The organism is Psychrobacter sp. UBA3962 (assembly GCF_002385225.1).
Classification (GTDB): domain Bacteria; phylum Pseudomonadota; class Gammaproteobacteria; order Pseudomonadales; family Moraxellaceae; genus Psychrobacter.
The window spans coordinates 1-16,732 of sequence record NZ_DGDC01000019.1; the positions used below are offsets into that span (position 1 = coordinate 1).

At 43.1% G+C, this 16,732-nt stretch carries 15 protein-coding genes; 8 read left to right on the plus strand and 7 right to left on the minus strand.

Features of this window, described 5'->3' with window-relative positions; genetic code table 11:
- The first annotated feature begins 118 nt into the window (after positions 1-118).
- The 5 genes from B3S92_RS04635 (at position 119) to B3S92_RS04655 (ending at position 4,409) form a co-directional block, all read left to right on the plus strand.
- Complete coding sequence (locus B3S92_RS04635; RefSeq protein ID WP_296203210.1) at positions 119-535, plus strand: Spy/CpxP family protein refolding chaperone; 417 nt, start codon at positions 119-121, stop codon at positions 533-535.
- 241 nt (positions 536-776) lie between these two features.
- The gene (gene yegQ / locus B3S92_RS04640; protein ID WP_296203212.1) at positions 777-2,234 is read left to right on the plus strand and encodes a tRNA 5-hydroxyuridine modification protein YegQ; all 1,458 of its coding nucleotides are present in this window, start codon (positions 777-779) and stop codon (positions 2,232-2,234) included.
- A 447-nt stretch (positions 2,235-2,681) separates the two neighbouring features.
- Positions 2,682-2,897 (plus strand): DUF7606 domain-containing protein, encoded by a 216-nt coding sequence (locus tag B3S92_RS04645; RefSeq protein WP_296203214.1) that lies wholly within the window; start codon positions 2,682-2,684, stop codon positions 2,895-2,897.
- A gap of 549 nt (positions 2,898-3,446) precedes the next feature.
- The gene (locus B3S92_RS04650) at positions 3,447-4,127 is read left to right on the plus strand and encodes a YdcF family protein (RefSeq protein ID WP_349678946.1); all 681 of its coding nucleotides are present in this window, start codon (positions 3,447-3,449) and stop codon (positions 4,125-4,127) included.
- 24 nt (positions 4,128-4,151) lie between these two features.
- Entirely contained in the window at positions 4,152-4,409 is a 258-nt protein-coding gene (locus B3S92_RS04655) for a YfhL family 4Fe-4S dicluster ferredoxin (RefSeq protein WP_296203219.1), read from the plus strand.
- Positions 4,410-4,516: 107 nt separating this feature from the next.
- On the opposite strand, the gene leuA is transcribed toward B3S92_RS04655, so the two are convergent.
- Positions 4,517-6,274 (minus strand): 2-isopropylmalate synthase, encoded by a 1,758-nt coding sequence (gene leuA / locus B3S92_RS04660; RefSeq protein WP_296203222.1) that lies wholly within the window; start codon positions 6,272-6,274, stop codon positions 4,517-4,519.
- A 262-nt stretch (positions 6,275-6,536) separates the two neighbouring features.
- Here leuA and B3S92_RS04665 point away from each other — a divergent pair, with 262 nt between their 5' ends.
- Positions 6,537-7,040: an Lrp/AsnC family transcriptional regulator gene (locus B3S92_RS04665; protein ID WP_296203225.1), complete on the plus strand. Its 504-nt coding sequence runs from the start codon at positions 6,537-6,539 to the stop codon at positions 7,038-7,040.
- Positions 7,041-7,252: 212 nt separating this feature from the next.
- The gene (leuE, locus tag B3S92_RS04670; protein WP_296203227.1) at positions 7,253-7,909 is read left to right on the plus strand and encodes a leucine efflux protein LeuE; all 657 of its coding nucleotides are present in this window, start codon (positions 7,253-7,255) and stop codon (positions 7,907-7,909) included.
- A gap of 17 nt (positions 7,910-7,926) precedes the next feature.
- On the opposite strand, the gene B3S92_RS04675 is transcribed toward leuE, so the two are convergent.
- From B3S92_RS04675 to B3S92_RS04685, 3 genes are all read right to left on the minus strand, one after another.
- Positions 7,927-8,601 (minus strand): YoaK family protein, encoded by a 675-nt coding sequence (locus B3S92_RS04675; protein ID WP_296203230.1) that lies wholly within the window; start codon positions 8,599-8,601, stop codon positions 7,927-7,929.
- A gap of 81 nt (positions 8,602-8,682) precedes the next feature.
- A complete protein-coding gene (locus tag B3S92_RS04680; protein WP_296203233.1) occupies positions 8,683-9,993 on the minus strand; it encodes an ABC1 kinase family protein in 1,311 nt (436 codons plus the stop codon).
- Positions 9,994-10,055: 62 nt separating this feature from the next.
- Positions 10,056-10,886, minus strand: a complete 831-nt coding sequence (locus B3S92_RS04685; RefSeq protein WP_077447629.1) for an ion transporter — start codon at positions 10,884-10,886, stop codon at positions 10,056-10,058.
- A 387-nt stretch (positions 10,887-11,273) separates the two neighbouring features.
- On the opposite strand from B3S92_RS04685, the gene B3S92_RS04690 reads away from it, so the two are divergent.
- Positions 11,274-12,020 carry a YebC/PmpR family DNA-binding transcriptional regulator gene (locus B3S92_RS04690; protein ID WP_077447628.1) on the plus strand — a complete coding sequence of 249 codons (747 nt, stop codon included), beginning with the start codon at positions 11,274-11,276 and terminating at the stop codon, positions 12,018-12,020.
- Positions 12,021-12,116: 96 nt separating this feature from the next.
- Here B3S92_RS04690 and B3S92_RS04695 read toward each other — a convergent pair whose 3' ends face one another.
- Genes B3S92_RS04695 through B3S92_RS04705 form a run of 3 tightly spaced genes read right to left on the minus strand, consistent with a single transcriptional unit; the run spans position 12,117 to position 16,730 of the window.
- Positions 12,117-12,923, minus strand: coding sequence for an NTP transferase domain-containing protein (locus B3S92_RS04695; RefSeq protein ID WP_296203240.1), 807 nt, complete (start codon positions 12,921-12,923; stop codon positions 12,117-12,119).
- Entirely contained in the window at positions 12,923-14,266 is a 1,344-nt protein-coding gene (locus B3S92_RS04700; RefSeq protein ID WP_296203243.1) for an XdhC family protein, read from the minus strand. Before B3S92_RS04700 ends, B3S92_RS04695 begins: the two co-directional genes overlap by 1 nt.
- Before the next feature lie 13 nt (positions 14,267-14,279).
- Positions 14,280-16,730 (minus strand): xanthine dehydrogenase family protein molybdopterin-binding subunit, encoded by a 2,451-nt coding sequence (locus B3S92_RS04705; protein WP_296203245.1) that lies wholly within the window; start codon positions 16,728-16,730, stop codon positions 14,280-14,282.
- Positions 16,731-16,732 lie beyond the last annotated feature (2 nt).

Consider the following 16,732-nt stretch of genomic DNA (forward strand, 5'->3'; position numbering starts at 1 on the left):
CCTTAACTGACTGGCATTAGCACTAGCCATAGTATTTTCAGGATTATTATTAACCGCTTGTCAAACTTCTCCAACCACTAGCCACTCGGTACAAAAGCAAGTAGTCGAAGATACTGCCTTGCCAGCCACTACCTTAACAAGTCTAATCCAACCTGTTGAAGACAAAGGCCTTAGTGTAGACGCAGACAGTAGCTTTCCTATTATCGAGCTTATGCCTTTTATTATGACCCATGAAAAGCAATTAGAACTTACGCCTCCGCAAGTTGAAGCGTTTGCTACTTATCGTAAAGCAGTTATGAAGCAGCGTATGGCGCTACAAGCCAATGAAAAGGCGCTACGCGGACAATTGCGAATTGCGCTCATTGAAGGAGCTGATGATGATATCACTACCCCACTAATGCGCCGAATCAGTGATACCGAAATGGCTCATATGGAACTTCGCCGAAACTGCATAAAAAATGCTCGCGGAGTGCTAACCCCCGAACAGTTTGAAAAGCTGATATCTTTGTACAAAACTAAGCTTAATGCTAAGTAACGATTGATGATCTGATTGATCTAAGCAAATAATCAATTACCTTGAAAGAAAGTCAGCATAAAACTGACTTTCTTTTTTATTTCTATAGACGCTTCTTAGCCTGCATACGTTTAATGATGAGAGTATATAGCTTATAATACGCCCAGCTCCTAAGCATATAATCTGCTTCCACACTTTATCAACTCACATACAAAGCCAAAGCCAGCTAATAATTAGGGCTGGCCAAAATATAGGTAATGTCATGACTCAATCAAATCAAAACCCTCAAACGCCGCGCACTCCAGAGCTACTTTGCCCTGCTGGTACTTTTAAGAACATGCAGTATGCTTTTGCTTATGGTGCGGATGCGGTATATGCCGGTCAGGCACGCTACAGCCTGCGCGTGCGTAACAATGATTTTGATGAAGACAACCTACGCCGCGGCATTGAATATGCGCATAGCTTAGGCAAGAAGTTTTATGTGGTGGTCAATATTCAGGCCCATAATGCCAAGCTTAAAACCTTTATCGAAGATATCCGTCCCGTCATTGAAATGGAGCCTGATGCTTTAATTATGTCAGATGCTGGCATGATTATGATGGTGCGTGAAAACTTCCCAGAGATGGAAATTCATTTGTCAGTACAGGCCAACGCCGTTAACTGGGCAACGGTTAAATTCTGGAAGCAAATGGGAGTAAGCCGCGTCATCGTTTCTCGCGAATTGTCGCTAAAAGAGATTAAGCAAATCATCGATGAAGTACCCGGCATGGAGATTGAAGTATTCGTGCATGGTGCGCTATGCATGGCCTACTCTGGACGTTGCTTATTGTCAGGTTATATCAACAAACGTGATGCCAACCAAGGCACCTGTACCAATGCTTGCCGCTGGAGTTACAACACTTATAAAGCTGAAGAGAACGTCACCGGTGATATCGTGCCTGTTCAAAATGAAGTACAGCAATTTAACCCCGCTAATACTGACTCCAAACAAAATGCCGACTCAAAACAAATCGAAACCGTCAATCTTAACGGTGACGTGGTTATGGGTGATGATTATGTGCAAGCGCCAAGCGATGAAGTGGTGTTACTAGAAGAACAAAACCGTCCAGGTGAGTTGATGGCCATGTATGAAGATGAGCATGGCACTTATATCATGAACTCCAAAGACCTGCGCGCCGTCGAATTGGTGCCTGAGCTGACCGCTATGGGCGTACACTCTTTAAAAATTGAAGGCCGTACTAAGTCGCACTATTATGTGGCCCGTACTGCTCAAGTGTATCGCCAAGCCATTGATGATGCGGTCGCAGGCAAGCCGTTTGATGAGTCATTAATCGGAGCTTTAGATGGGCTAGCCAACCGCGGCTACACGGAAGGCTTCTTACGTCGTCACGTTCACAGCGATTATCAAAACTATGAATACGGGGCTTCAAAAACTGATCAGCAGCAGTTTGTCGCTGAGGTAACTAATATCACTGATGACCGACTTACTTTAGAGATTAAAAACAAACTTGAGGTTGGCGACACAATAGAGATAATGACCCCTAAAGGCAACTTGACCTATACGCTTGAGCAAATGTGGGACAAAAAAGGCAATCCTATAGAAGCCGCATTGGGTTCGGGATGGACAGCACAAATTATTAATCCGTTTAAGGACATTGATCGTGAGGTGTTACAGTTTGCCTTGGTTATGAAAAATGTAAAACAGCCGATATTTAGCTAACTGCTTTGTCTCAGTCAGTTATTTTGAGGTTAACTGTCTGATATGGTTCAATATTTTATGGCAACATTTTAAAATAAATGTCCTTATCTGAAGCATTACGACAACATTAGGGGGCGCTGATTACACAGCGCCCCCGATTTAAATAATCCAATAAGTTATTATTCCTGCAATTAACGCAACCTTACAAAGCTTGAGTACAGAGACGCGGCAAGAACTCTTAATATTTTTATTGCCATCACAAGCAGGTTTATCTAAACATTTATGTACGGCATTTAGAGTTACTTCTAAAAGATGAAACAAGACGCTTTGATAATAAAGAGTCGCCGTGCCCAAGTGGTTAGGCTATGAGTGAATACATAGGTAGATATTTAGATAAACGGCAAAACAGCCATGCTTAATAAAGAGGTGATGCGCATTTTAATTCACTAAAATATAAAGAGTTTTATTATGAAAAAATTAGCAATCGCATTATTTGGTATCTCAACAGTTCTTGGCGCGCCAGCATTTGCTGAAACTGCTCCCGATCAAGCCACCACTTCTCCTCATCAGGTCAGTGCCAACTATCAATGCGATCAGGGCAAACAAGTCACTGTTAATTACGCCATTAATCAATCTGGTACTCCCACTCAAGCCTCTTTCGAAGTAGAGGGTAACACTCAGTAATTACAACTTGATCCAGCCAATACCAATGAAACAGCCGTTGCCTTTAACTCAACACAAGGCTATACGTTGACTGCCAGTGTCCCTTCTGAAGAGTCACCTTTTGCGCAAGCAATCAATATAAACACCCCTTCTAATGACAGTGCTTTCCAAAACTGTACCGCTGTCGGTCAAGGTTAATCAGTCATTAACTTATTAAAATAAAGTTATTAACCTCTATGTTATAACTTTCTATCCCTAACTGGTTATTCATAACTGGAAGTCTAGTTAAATAGGGAACCCCTATCCATAACCAGGGACACAAAATTAAGCAAGGACGTTTAAAAGCTTGGCTGTCTAGCAGCCAAGCTTTTTTATATGCCAAAATAAAGTAACAAAAATGTCGCTTAGCCCCAATATTTATTATTTAACGTTATAATACCCAGTTAATTCTCACCGTAACCCATAGTTATGCCAAATTTTTTAAGATTCCTGTTAATAACTGTCGGTTTAATCCTAGTTATTGACTGCACTTTTTTAATCGCTGCTGATAAAATTAATTTCGGTACTGTTGTGCCGTTTTTACTAGGCATGGTATTTATTGCCCATGGTATTCTTTGGCGTAAGATCCAGAAGCTCCTCAGTAAATATCATTATTTACGCAAGATTTGGAAAGCGCTTTGGGTGGCATTTGGCATTTGGCTTGTCAGCTTTTTAGTATTTGCCTTTACCCTGCACAGCCATATTAGACAGCCTAACGAAGCTTTTGAAAAAGTGGATGCTATTATTATCTTAGGCGGAGGTATCCAAGATGGCCTACCCACGCCTACCTTAGCTAGCCGGCTTGATACGGCGGTGCCTTTAATTCGAGAGCAGCCAGAAGCCATTGTCATTACCAGTGGTGGTGTGGGTATCGGTGAAACTCGTAGCGAAGGCGAAGCCATGGCCCAGTATTTATATGCGCTATATGGCATCCCACTTGATGACATTTATCAAGAGAAAAAAAGCACCAGTACTGAAGAGAACTTTTTATTCAGTCAAAAAATCCTAACCGATAAAGGGATCACATTAGACGATCCAATCGCTATTGTGACCAGTGACTTTCATATACCCCGCTCCAAAGCCATTGCTGAGCATCAGGGCTATACCAATCTGGTGACAATGGCAAGCCCTACCCCATTAGAGACCCGATACAATGCTTGGTTCCGTGAGTACTTTGCCTATATCAGTGGTTGGATTTTAGGCGAGTATTAATCTGTAACCCTTTAGGAGACGACCATGGCACTAAAGATTACCTCTGAGTGCATTAACTGTGACATCTGCGAGCCTGAATGCCCTAACGAGGCCATTAGCTATGATCAAAAAGGGCAAAAGACTTATGTTATTGACCCCGACCTTTGTACAGAGTGCGTGGGCTTTTATGACGAGCCGACCTGTGACAAGGTTTGCCCAATTGACTGTATTATCCCAGATCCTGAGCGTATTGAGACTGAGGAAGAGCTGCTTCAAAAGCACAAAGCTATTTGGTCAAAATAGAAACTGTATATACAAAAAAAGACCTGTCTTAGACAGGTCTTTTTTTATGAAAGTTGACTATGAATAGCAGGCCTAGTGTTTACCAGTAGGCTTAAGCTTAAATCAACTTAAAACGCTTGAGACAATGCTGATAATGCGCCTTTTAGCATCGCTGATACGGTACTGGTATGAGTACCAATGCCAGAGTAAATCTCACCATCAACGTTTAGCTGGATATAGGCCGCAGCTTTCGCATTGGTTTTATCACTTTGACCCTCATCGTCATCACCCTGAGTAAACTCGGGACTAATCGCGTGCTCTGAGTAGTTGATAATGTGTAGCTTTTTACCAGTATAACGGGCTACCCCATCGATAAAGGACGACAGCGGACCATTACCATGACCAGAGATATCGATTGTCTCACCATTTAAGGTAACTTGACCGTTAAATTCGACCTCACCCCCTTTGTTATTGATGTTATGGTCTAATAACTCATAGCCTGAATTGTTTAGATAGGTGTTTTCAAAGGCTTCTAAGATCTCTTCGTTTTTCAGCTCACGAGCGGCATCTTCCGCCTTTTGTTGTACCACGCGGCTAAAGTCAATCTGCATCCAACGTGGTAAGTTGAAGCCATAGTTGCGCTGTAGGATATACGCCACACCGCCTTTACCTGACTGACTATTAATACGGACCACGTCTTGATAGCTTCGACCAATGTGTGCCGGATCAATCGGTAGATAGGCCACATCCCAGATATTCTGCGTCAATTCACTATTTTTCTCATTATAGTCAAGCGACTTCTTAATGGCATCCTGGTGTGAGCCACTAAAGGCGGTAAATACCAACTCACCGACATAAGGATGGCGCGGATGTACCGGTAAATTATTACACTCACTGACCACTTGCACGATACGGCTCATGTCACTTAAATCAAGCTCTGGGTCAACACCTTGGCTATAAAGGTTCATGGCCATAATCATGATGTCCATGTTACCCGTACGCTCACCATTACCTAATAAGGTGCCTTCAATACGATCTGCCCCTGCTAGCACGCCAAGCTCAGCGGCTGCCACGGCACTACCGCGGTCATTATGGGTGTGCAAGCTAACAATGATGTGTTCGCGGTTTTTCACATTGCGACAGAAATATTCTACTTGGTCAGCATAGACGTTAGGCATAGAGGATTCGACAGTCGCTGGCAAGTTGATGATAACTTGCTGACCTTCTTCTGGCTTCCAAACTTCATTGACCGCGTCAACTACTTTGACAGCAAAATCTGGCTCAGTTTGGCTAAAGCTCTCTGGAGAGTACTCAAAGACCCACTCAGTATCAGGATACTTAGCGGCATGGTCTTGAAGCATCTTCGCGCCTTTTACTGCGATCTCTTTAATCTCTTCTAAGTCTTTGGCATAAACTTTATCACGCTGCACTTTACTGGTTGAGTTGTAAACGTGGACTACCGCACGACGGGCCCCTTGTAACGCCTCAAAAGTACGCTCAATTAGATGCTCACGCGCTTGGACCAACACTTGGATAGTGACGTCATCAGGAATATGACCTTCTTCAATCAATTTACGAGCAAAATCGAACTCAACTTGTGCCGCTGACGGAAAACCAATTTCAATTTCTTTAAAACCCACTTCAACCAACAGTTTAAAAAACTGCATTTTTTGTTCAAGGGTCATGGGATCAATCAGAGCTTGGTTACCATCACGCAGATCCACACTGGCCCACATTGGAGCTTTTTCAATAGTTTTATTCGGCCAAGTACGATCTGGTAGATTCGGTGCAAACGCAAAAGGTTGATATTTACGAAAGTCAAAAGCATCGAACTTTGGCTTGATTTTTGGTTCAACAGTTGGGGATTGGTTAGTAACTTGACTCATGGATTGCCCTCATTGGTCTGATTTTTTTAATTACAATTAACAGCTAGGTACCACAGACTTAATAAATACAAACTTAATAAATATTATATAGCTAGTCCTTGTTGGCTGCTTTATATATTAATCTATACTGAATATCATAACAAAGTATATTGAAAATAATACTGCAAAATGAGCCTGAATTTTGACCAATATTAGTGTTAAAATCTATAAAATGGATATTAATTAGCTAAATACACTATTATCTAAGTAGGAATCTCTATTAATGACTACAATTATCCGTTCCACTGACTCAAACCATCCGGACCACTTCGAGATTGATAGTATCGACCGTCAGATTTTAGTACTGTTGCAACAAGATGCGCGTATGAGTATCACTAATATTGCCGAAGCAGTTCATTTATCCCCTACCCCTTGTGCTAGGCGCATCAAACGCTTAGAGCAAAGTGGCATCATCACCGGCTATCACACCGAAGTAAACCCACAAAAGTTGGGGTATAGTCTGGCCATATATATTGCCGTGAGCATGGATAGACATACCGCAGAGCGATTTGCCCAGTTTGAAGATAAGATTCAAAGTTTTGATGAGGTAGTGAGCTGTAGCATTGTCACTGGTCGGAGTGAAGACTATTTGCTAAAAGTGGTGGTCCGAGATATGGCCCACTATGAGGAGTTTTTATTACACCGCTTGAACCGTATTGAAGGGGTCAGTCAGGTTCATACCAGCTTTGAGCTACGTGAGGTATTTAACCGGGGTATTATCAGTTAATAGTTTAAGCAGTAGTTTAATTAATTATTTAAGTAACTGCTTAAGCACTACGCTAAGCTAGTCTCTAATCCCTACAAACTGCCAGAATAACTTAAAAAGAGAGTTAAATTTTGATGCAAGATAAACAAAATTAACTATAATAATCAGCTTACACTTGATAACTGGCTTACACCTAGTCAGCGGTTAAATACTAATAGGCGATAGGAGCCTTCATGTACGGGATAACTGACCTTACAGCTTATATTCTTGGCACCATCGCCATTATATTATTGCCAGGCCCTAACAGCCTTTACTGTTTATCAGTCGCAGCTTCACAAGGTGTCGGCAAAGGTTATCGAGCCATAGCCGGTATCTTCGTCGGCGACGGTATATTAATCTTAATCACCGTATTTGGTGCTGGCAGTGTGCTAAAGCTGTACCCTTCTCTGTTTAATGCCATAAAATTAGTGGGCGGCTTATACCTAATGTATCTTGGGGTGAAGCTATTGATCGGCGCTTATAACACTTTTACCCAGCGCGCAGTATTGGCAGGAGCTAGCCCGAAACTAAGTGTCCCAACCACTCATCAAAACTACTTTTATCGGGCGATGATACTGAGCTTAACCAATCCTAAAGCCATTTTATTCTTCTTATCGTTTTTTGTTCAATTTGTAGACCCGAATTACCCGCACCCTTTACTGACCTTTTTGTTATTGGCAATAATTTTGCAGTGCATTAGCTTCGTCTATCTTAGTATTTTGGCCTTCGCAGGTCAGGGGTTGGCGCGAAAATTTAGCCAATACCCTTTATTAATCGTATCGAGCATGAGCTTAGTGGGATTATTATTTATCACCTTCGCCATTAAATTATGGCAAGCTCAACTGATGTAAGCTTTAAAAAGACAAGCTTATTCCTGACGCATTTCAGGCAGTCTATTTGAAGTAATTTGATATAGCAGTGCTGCCGTTAATACGATTCCCACTGGAATTAACATGGCCGTATAACCTAAGGCAAAGTAACCGAAAGCCCCCACCACACCGCCGCCACAGAAGCTGTACCAAATGATGGTTTGAAACCCCAACATCATTTTATTCACAGGACGGCCCGCCAGCCAGTTACCGATGGCAGCCCCCATATCTGAGGTAAGACCAGTTAAGTGCGTGGTACGAATTACCGCGCCACTATAAGTCGCTACCATTGAGTTTTGTAGACCACAGGCCATAGCGGCTAATAGCTGACCCCAATATACGTGCTGAAAGAACAATAAAAAACTGCAGAATAATAAACTGGCTTCAATAAATAAGGCCAGTCCATATCGACGACCTAATTTTAATGAGCGCTGCCCTATTAGATAACCACTTAATATGGAGCCGGCCAAAAAAGACAGTAGCGATGCCCCAATAAAAAAGATAGCGGACCAATCAAGGCGAGCGATGGCTGAAGAAAAGAGGCTAACGTTACCGGTCACATGGGACACAGAAAGATTGGTAAAGCCACTTAAAGCGATAATATTTACACAGCCAGCACTAAAGGCTAGAACCGCTCCACCGATTAAAATCCATAGAGGTAATTTAGTTATCATAACCACCACTTATTGTTAAGTGTCTACTCAAATCGCAAATATGTATTGGTCTATTACTACTCAGCTTGTAATACTTAGCTTCTATTGCTTAAAGTCGCTGCCTAATAGACTCACCCTGGCATCACTAAACATGTCCATATCAGGGGCTAAAGTGCGCATAAAACGGTCAAAATAAAGCATCTGCTTAGTCAACAAAGCAAAGTCACGAGGGAAATGAATACCATGACGCTTGCCGACCTCGACAATCTCTAACATCATTTTGTTAAGCTCATCCGCCTGCTCTTTACTATTGAAGGGCTTACCACTTGTATAGGTTTTGTCTTCAGCCATAATACGGGTAATCATCTTAGCCAAGTCGCCAGCCAATTGCGCTTGATCGACCTTATCACGCTCATGGGTCATCCCCATATCAATCATACAACTGGCCATAGTGACATAATCATTGTCTTGCAGTGCTTGCATCATTCCCATACACGCCTGCCAACTCTCTGGCGCAAGCTTACCGACGATACCAAAGTCGATAAAGCCGATTCGGCCATCTTTTAACAGCATCAGGTTGCCAGCGTGTAAGTCAGCATGGAAGCTGTTACAGAACATAAGGCTTGCAAACCAAGTATTTAAAGTATCGGCCATGACTTGAGCGGGATCGTCACAATATTGACGCATCGCCACTTCATCTACCATAGAAATACCATGCAGACGACTCATGGTCAGCACCCGCTTGGTAGTGAGCTCTTCCACCACTTCTGGCGCCACTACTTTGGTATTGCCTGTCATTTGCAAGAATTGCTGAAAATCTCGGATATTAGACGCTTCAGCAATAAAATCTGTTTCCGCCATCATCCGAATACGAATCTCATCGATAATAGGTGAGATGCTCGCAAAACGCATTTGTGGCATTAGTTTTTCCATAAGCTTGGTAACGCCGTGCAGCACACCAAGGTCGGTCTGCATAATGACTTCAACATCAGGTTTTTGGACTTTTAGCACCACTTCGCGCCCATCAGGCAAAGTTGCCGCATGTACCTGAGCAATACTTGCCGACGCCAAAGGCTCTTTTTCAACTTTGCTAAATAAATCTTCTAAGCTTTGACCCTCAGTTAGCAGCTCTTCTTTTAGCACTTGCTCAATGTAGCTATAAGGCAAAGGCGTGGTTTGATCAAGACACCCTTGAAAAGCAATCACATAATCACGGGGGAATAATGAGGGCGTGCTGGCAATAAACTGACCAATTTTGATATAAGTAGTGCCCAACTGCTCAAAGGTCTCACGTAACATCACCGCATCAGGTCGCTCCCCTTTGGCAACCCTTAACGCGGATAACCCGGCAACACTGGCAGTATGACGAACACGATTGACAACATTAAAAGACTTTCTTAGTAGATTAGGCATTGTTATTTTATTTAACCCATAAAGAGATTAAGACAGCAGTGTCTATAAATTATAACCGAAAATTAAATATGTAGCTCGTGACCACATCGATCACAAAACTGAGCACCAGCGGCATGACCAAACTTGCCACAATTAGGGCAAGTGACAGGGTGCAACTGAGGTCGCATACTTTTGGCAAGCTCTGAGGTAAAGATACCAGTTGGTACCGCAATAATGGAGTAACCGGTCATCATCACCATGGTCGCTATAAACTGACCTAAAGGGGTCTTGGGCGACATATCCCCGTAACCTACCGTGGTCAGCGTAACCGTCGCCCAGTAGATAGATACTGGGATACTGGTGAAGCCATTCTCCGGTCCTTCGACCACATAAATGACCGAGCCGAAAATCATAACCAGCAGCACCAATGACAAGAAGAAAACCGTAATTTTTTGCTGGCTGGTTCTAAGCGCTGCGGCCAAAAATCCTGCTTGCTGCATGTAAGACTTGAGCTTAAGAACCCTAAATACCCGTAAGATACGTAGGATACGAACCACGATCAGGTATTGAACTCCGCCGAATATCAAGCTTAGATAGCTTGGCAATACTGACAGTAAATCCACTATACCAAAGAAGCTGAAAACGTAACGTACTCGGTTTGGCGCCGAGAACAATCGCAGTAAATACTCAATAGTGAATAAAATGGTGAAGAACCATTCTGCATAAAAGAAGACTGTACCAAATTGCAATCGTAGATACAGCACACTATCGAGCATTACCACTGCCACACTGGTAGCAATGGCAATCAGCAGAACAATATCAAATAACTTACCTAAAGGCGTATCCGTTCCTTCAATAATAATATGGATACGATCACGTAGGTGATTTAGCGTATTTGAGGATAGTTTTTTCATAAATACGGGTGGCTAGTCTATAATGGAGACTCATTATACGTGATTCGATTAACAATGTTAGCTATTCCCTCAACTTTGTTTCAGCCACAGTTAATTTAATATACAGAATATTATCGGTAATACCGTAGCCCTTAGTGACTTACTTTATGGCTTTATCGGTCCTAAACTAGGACTGAAATCAAAATAGATATTTCTGCTATAATTAGCTAGCTTTAGAAAAGAAGTCTAATCAGCCTATAATACAAATTTTATAAATCTTTAGCTCAGCGGCTTTAAGGGGCTGTGGTTGGCCTATTTCTACAACCATACCGCCCTTAGGCCACTATAAAATTAACGTCGTATTTGACAATTAATTTGTTTAACGTAATTGATAAGGACAAACACATTATGGCAGGTCATTCTAAATGGGCAAATATTAAGCACAAGAAGGCCAAAGAGGATGCCAAGCGTGGCAAAATCTTCACCAAGATTATTCGTGAGCTTGTATCAGCAACCAAGCAAGGTGAACCAGATCCAGAAACTAACCCTCGATTACGGGCAGCAGTAGAAAAAGCCCTGTCGGCCAACATGACCAAAGACACCATCCAACGTGCAATCGAGCGTGGCGCCGGTAACTCTGAAGGCGGCGAAATGGATGAGCTGACTTATGAAGGTTATGGCATTGGCGGTGTGGCGGTATTGGTTGAAACCATGACCGATAACGTAAACCGTACTGTGAGTGAAGTGCGTCATGCGTTTACTAAGTTTGATGGTAACTTAGGGACTTCAGGGTCAGTGGCCTATCTCTTCACCAAACGTGGTGAGATTATCTTCGATGATGTGTCATTAGAAGATGACATTATGATGGTGGCCTTAGACGCTGGCGCTGTCGATATCGAAAACGATGGGGAAAGCTTATTGGTCATCACTGAACCAGAAAACTTTGGTGCCGTTAAGGACGCCTTAACCGAAGCAGGATTTGAATCTAGCAATGCGGAAGTGACCATGTCACCTTCAACCACAGCGTTAATCGATAATCTTGAAGATGCTGAAAAAGTGATGAAGATGATTGATATGCTTGAAGACTTGGATGATGTACAAGACGTGCATACCAACGTTGATTTCCCCGATGAGATTTTAGAGCAGCTGTCATAAGTCTATTTACCGCGAAGATATATAAAGCGATAAAAGACAGCTCTATTATTAAGACATCAGCTATAAAAAAACCCCGCCAAACTATTGGCGGGATTTTTATGGGTCAAGCCAGCCCTGCTCTATCGCAAACTGTAACTGCTCAAGGGTATCAATATCGAGACTAAGCTTGATATTATCAACCACGCTCAGATCCTTACTGGATAAACCTCTAATTAAATAACGCAGTCCCTTATCGCCGTTAAGTATTGGCTGCCATTGAGTTAATAGTTGGTAGTCAATATTGATAGGCAGACCGATAATCTGTTGTTCATTATCTGAAATGTCAGTATTTGAAGGGTCAGTTATTAGACATTCAATATGGGATGATTCGTTTTCCAAAATCTTGTACGAACTAGAATAACTACTAGCGATCACTTTCTTGCAATCACTAGATTTAGGGTAGCCGGGCTTCTCTGTATTTTTATCGGCATTAAAACCGGCCAACAAATTACTTAGATGATCAACGTCGAGTAAAACTTGATCGACCCCTAATATTATTACCCGCTGTATCGCTAAGCCATTCGCCACCTCACGGTTTAACTGAGTAATCGCCAAACTTAAACTGTGAGCCATACCTTGTTCAGGATGGGTATTTATGACAGGCATCACCACATCATGCTGTGCCGCTAAGGTCTGGCTTAATTGGATAGTTTTACTCTGTGAGCTAGCGACAACCAATAAAATGGTACTGGGATTGGTGGCCAGGGCTAGGTTTGTCATTACTTCAAGCAGCGGTTGAGACTGCTTCTTCAATAACTGTTTGGGTTGACCTAAACGCTGACTTAATCCGCTAGCCAATATAATCACAGCATGAGATTGTTGCGGTAAGTTTAGGTCTTTATTGCCAACTTTTTGCTTTATCATTAATTAAACACTTCAAATCGTGCGTTAGCAGCCTGAGGTGAATCAACTTGTGAGCGATTCGCAGGCTGTTTACTAATTATATTCCCTGAGTTTACAGTACTTAGGTCTACCTCGTGCATAACTGCATTGATTTGCGCTATGATACCTAAAGCTAAGGCTTCTGGCCCCTCTCCACCAAGCTTATAACCAATTGGATAATGTAACTGCTCAATACCGGCCTGAAGCTCATCGACATTACCCTCATACGCTTCGGTAATCTCATCAATCAAACGCTCGGTACGGTACTTTGTTCCCAATTGGCCCAAATAGGCAGGTGGATTGGCAAGCAATACTTTAAGTCGAGCTCTATCTTGAGTCAGACTATGAGACATTACTGCTACTGCTGCATTACGACTAAGCTCAATAAGTGTTTCACTGTCCTCTAAAGGCAGACACAGTACTTTATCAACCTGCATAAACCGAGAACGAGTAGCATAATGACTCCGGCTATCTATAACGGTAACGTGCCAATCTTGCATTTTGGCCATCGTTACTAAAGGCATTACATCGTTTCCGGCCCCACAAATCAGCAACTTAATCTGGGGCTGTAAACGGCGCACCAACCACTGTGTCTGAACTCTATGCTGCAGCTGATTATTTAGCAGCCCTTGCAGAGTGACAAACTGTGGTTTTTTATGTACATAAGGCTCTGAGCATAGGGTACTTACCGCATGGTTAAGTATCGGATTACCTTTAACGGGTTCACTGACTTCATTAAAATACACCGCCCTCTCAGTTATCGCTGACTGATCTAAATTCACGTGTAAACCAATAGGCGGATGTGAATCATCAGAACCCGACCTTTCATAACCACTAAGTTGGTAACGAACCAAAGTAGCCACACTTTGCGGATTACCGCTTTGACGGACTTGTTTCAGGCTCTGAAGTAAAGGCAAAGCAGTAGCCAGCCTCTCAAACAATACGTGTATCCGGCCATTGCAGCCAATACCAAAATTAAGCTCAAGCTCAGTATCAAAAGAGTGATTATCTTGATCCTTGTTGCTTGAGCCACTGTTATCTTCCCATGACGATTGTTTATCACTATCATCAATATCGTCGCCTGTTTGGTATACCTGAACTATTGGCCCTTGACGAGTTAGCCAAAAAGCCTTTTTGATAATGTGTGGCTCAAGGCACCCCCCACTAATCATCCCTGCTGATCGGCCATCAGCGCAGATCAACATCATTGCTCCTGCCTTGCGATAAGCAGAACCTTCAGTATGGACCACAGTCGCTAAGACCGCCTCAATCTGCTCACTTTGAGCTTGATCAGCAAGTTTTAGTATGTCAGAGACATTATTCATAAGAGGCCTTATCTTAATCTGGCAATTGGTCAATGAGCTTATCTAAGGTAATAGGGAAATCATAAACCCTTACCCCTACTGCATTATAGATGGCATTGGCAATGGCAGCAGCCGCTCCTGAAATAGCAGTCTCACCGATACCTTTAATGTGCATAGGATTGGTATAAGGGTCATCTTCTTCCACCAAAATCACTTCAAGCTGAGGCACATCGGCATTCACCGGAAGATGGTATTCTGCTAAATCATGATTGCACAGTCTACCGTCACGTTTATCATGTATGACCTCTTCCATTAATGCAGCACCAATACCGAACACCATGCCGCCATAACACTGAGAGGTGGCTAAGTTATGGTTAAGAATACGGCCAGCAGTGAAAGCACCGGTCATATTTTTTACTCGGATTTCACCAGTGACACGATGTACTGCAACCTCAGCAAAGTTGGCCCCATAACAAGCTTGACGATGCGACTTCCCATTTTTACCTGGGGCAATCTGTCCTTTAGCGCTTAACTTTTGATTCTCTAGTTGGCTGATAATATCTACCAAAGGATAAGTTGCAGAGTCACTAAAGTCATATTGCTCAGGATCAATATTGTCAGAACCTTTCATTGAAACTGATAAGCCTACTTTTTCAGTGGCATCCTCTACTTTGTCTACTAAGGCATCCAAAACCTTTTTACCAGCTTCTACTGCAAGTTCAGCCACGCCAGCCTGATGTTCACCGGTTTTGGATACTTGACCTTCACCCAATTGAATCGTATCGGCATGTAAGCCCACTCGTTTAGCGATCTGCTCTCTAAGCTCGGCACAAGCTAGGTAAATACTACTTCCGGCACTGGCCGCCCCAAAGCTACCGCCTGACCCAGGACTAGAGGGAAAACGACTATCCCCAAGTTGCATATCGATATGATCAATTGGCAGGCCTAATAGATCAGCAGCCACTTGTGAGAACACGGTATAAGAGCCGGTACCAATATCAGTCATATCTGATTCGATGACTGCTTTTACCCCTAAGGTCTTGGTAGGGTCTAATTGCAAGGTAGCCCGTGCTTCAGATGGCATAAGTTGGTTGCCTCTTGAGGCCACAGCCATACCAGTACCAATCCACCAATCGCCTTCTAAACGGCTGGCAGGTTCGCTACTGTGTTTTTCTTCCCATCCAAAAGCTTTAGATCCTTGCTCCAAACAAGCCAATAGCTGTCTGGTTGAAAAAGGAATTTGTTGTGAAGGATCTTCTTCAGGTTCATTACGGCGGCGAAGCTCGATAGGGTCAATACCCAACTGGCAGGCTAGTTCATCCATAGCACACTCTAAGGCTATTTGACCAACTGCTTCACCAGGAGCACGCATCGAACCTGATAGCGTCCAGTTCATATCGACCTGTTGATAACTCACCCTACGGTTCTCACCACGATATAAGTAATGGGTAGACAAGCCAGCCGGTTCAAAGAAGCTCTCATTAGGCAAGTTACTCGATATGCTGTCATGAATAATAGTGTTCAATACCCCATTTTCATCACAGCCTAAAGCAATACGCTGGCGGGTATTAGAGCGGCGAACGGTCGCTTCCATCACTTGCGGACGGGTCATCATTACCAGTACTGGTCTGTCTAGCTCTTTGGCTGCAATGGCAGCAGCTATTGATTCAGGAGAAATCCCTAACTTACTGCCAAAACCGCCTCCTACATAGCGAGAAATAACATTCACGTTGTCATTGTCGATCTCTAATGCGTCGGCAATTTGCTTTTGGCTAAAGGCTACCATCTGGTTTGAGGTATAAATGATCAGTTTATCGTCTTCCCAATATGCCAAGCTGCTGTGCGGCTCCATTGGTGAGTTGCTTTGATTGGGGGTGGTATAGACTCGGTCCAAAGTCACTGCAGATTGCTGCAACCCTTTCTCAGGGTCACCCTGTTTGCTATTTTTATCAGAACCTTCCTTCTCATTGACTTCATGAGCGTTTTTCAGCTGTTGTTTAAAGTCTAAAGCCGCTTCATCGGTCTCATCTTCATAGCTCACCACTAAGGCTTTAGCGCCCTCCGTAGCCGCCTCAAAGGTTTCCCCAACAACTATTGCTATGGGTTGGCCATGATAAGCGATGTCTATTGCCCCTTGGGTCGGCGCTTTCATCTTGCCGCCCTGCTGTGAGTTACGTAAGAAATGCTTAGCATCAGTAACCACTTTGATCACCCCTGGGATATCAGCCACTGACTCGGTATCAATGTTGGTCACTTTACCGTTGCTAATAGTCGCCCCAACTAAGACGCCAAACAGCCTATTGTCTTTATAGAATTCTGCAGAATAAGGGGCTTGGCCACTGACCTTAAGCGAGCCATCCACTCGGGCAACAGGTTTACCAACCAGCTTACTTGAAGTCTTATCAAAAAGGGTCTCAACAGGCCCGTTCATCATCATTCTTTTGGTAGGTTCAGAACCCAAGATATCTGTATCAAAAGCAGCCATGA